Raw genomic sequence first — 1,738 nt, 5'->3', positions numbered from 1 at the left:
GCTCGTCTCCGAGAAGCTATCTCTTCAACGCCATCTCTTCTGGGCGGACATCGAGGAGACGCGGCAGAACACCGGCGGTGCCGATAATCGCCCGACGAATTTCTGGCAGGCACGCCTTCGACTAGAGACTCTGTGGCAACTCGGGTCCAGAGACCTGGTCTGGCTCTACGAAGACCTCCCCAAACGCTCGCTGTTGGCCGATCAGCAAGTCGCTTTCAGCGCGATCATTCATGTCTTGCGTGACATCGGCAATCTCGAGGCTGAGATGCCCCAGCTGCATGCACTGGTTTCAGGCAGTGTCGAGCTAGAGAGGATGCTCGACGGTGTTCTCACGCCCTTTGAAGAGAGCGAGGTGGGATGTCAGATCCGGCGGAATCAGCGTCACGAAGAAAAAATAGCCAAGAAAAAGCAAGAAGCCAAGGCGTCCTGGATCCGATTTCGTGAAGAGCTCGAGGCGGATCCGTCGATGCTGGCCGACCCTGCCCTCATCGCGAATCGGAACCGGGGTGCCGTACAGCGCTGGGAACTGACCCGCTGGTTACGCCGCAAGACCAAGAAAGGCTATGAAGAGGCGGCCCTGCAATGGCCTTTACTCGAAGAGGGATTCAGTCCAACCGTCGCCCAGGCCTATCGGAACGGGATGAAGGCGCTATGGCGGCTCACCAGCCCTGAACGGCCGAAGCGCAAGGGCAATCGCGTCATCACGAAGCACGTCACGCTCTTCGCTTACGCCGGGCTCGCGATCGAAGCGGGAGAGGCTCCGGAGTGGGCGCACAAACTCAGCCCAGCGGAAGCCGAACGCGCCGCACAGCACGCCTGCCTCTCCGAGCAAGGCTATCCGGACTGGTTCGAAAAGCTCACTGACCGACACCCGGCTACAGTGCTTCCGATCCTGCGCCAGACATTGCGCGATGAATGGGCGGGACGATACGGAGGCCGCTCCGAATTCTTGTCGCACTACGGTTTCAAGGCCAAGCAAATCCACAAAGCCGTCCATTCCATCCTGTTCGAGGTCATCACCGGTAAGAAGCCGAAAGCGCTCAACGTGCTCGACTGTGGGCGAGAGGTTCTCGTGCGTCTGAAGCTCACTGATCCTGAGCGACGCCGAGCGACGGCGCTCGCACTTCGCAGGCTTCGTGCGGCACGCGCCGCGGCTGACGACGAGCCGCTGTGGCGCTACTTTGGATGGCTGTTCTTTCTTGACGCTGACAGGGCGGTGCATGAGCTCATTGAATGGCTTGACGCGGCGCCCCGAGCGTCGCGTGACGCTCGGACTGAGAGCACCGTTGCCGCGCTGTTCGGGCTCAGCGGTTTCGCGACGGGAGCTCTCGCCACTGTCTCGGTGGAATCGCTGGAAGCCCTTCTGCGTCTTACCGATCGTTATGTTCGCCCGGAGGACGACTCTTCGCCCGATGGACGCGATACGCCAGATACCCGCGATCAAGCTGAGCGCGCGCGCGAGGTCCTCCTCAAGGCCCTGATCGACAGGCCAGGAGCTGCGGCCTACCACGCCATGCGGGCGATTTCCGCAGCAGAGATCTCCAAAGCCAGATCAGTCCATCTCGGACAGCTCACACACGGGAAGGCCGAGCACGACGCCGAACTGCCGGCCTGGTCACCTACGGAAGTCCTGCATTTCGAACGACACCTCATCGCCCCCGCGAAGACAGGAGAGGCACTGCTGCGTGTTGTTCTGGGTGTTCTCTCCGATATCCAAAACAGCTTCCGCCGTGCCGAT

The 1,738-nt window shown here is 61.1% G+C and carries 1 protein-coding gene; it reads left to right on the top strand.

Going from position 1 to position 1,738, the window contains the following annotated elements; genetic code table 11:
• Positions 1–1,738, top strand: a 1,738-nt coding sequence (locus GY725_04760; protein MCP4003487.1) for a hypothetical protein, incomplete at both ends; no start/stop codon positions are given.

Source organism: bacterium (assembly GCA_024226335.1).
GTDB lineage: Bacteria > Myxococcota_A > UBA9160 > SZUA-336 > SZUA-336 > JAAELY01.
This window is presented reverse-complemented; position numbering and strand designations above follow the sequence as displayed.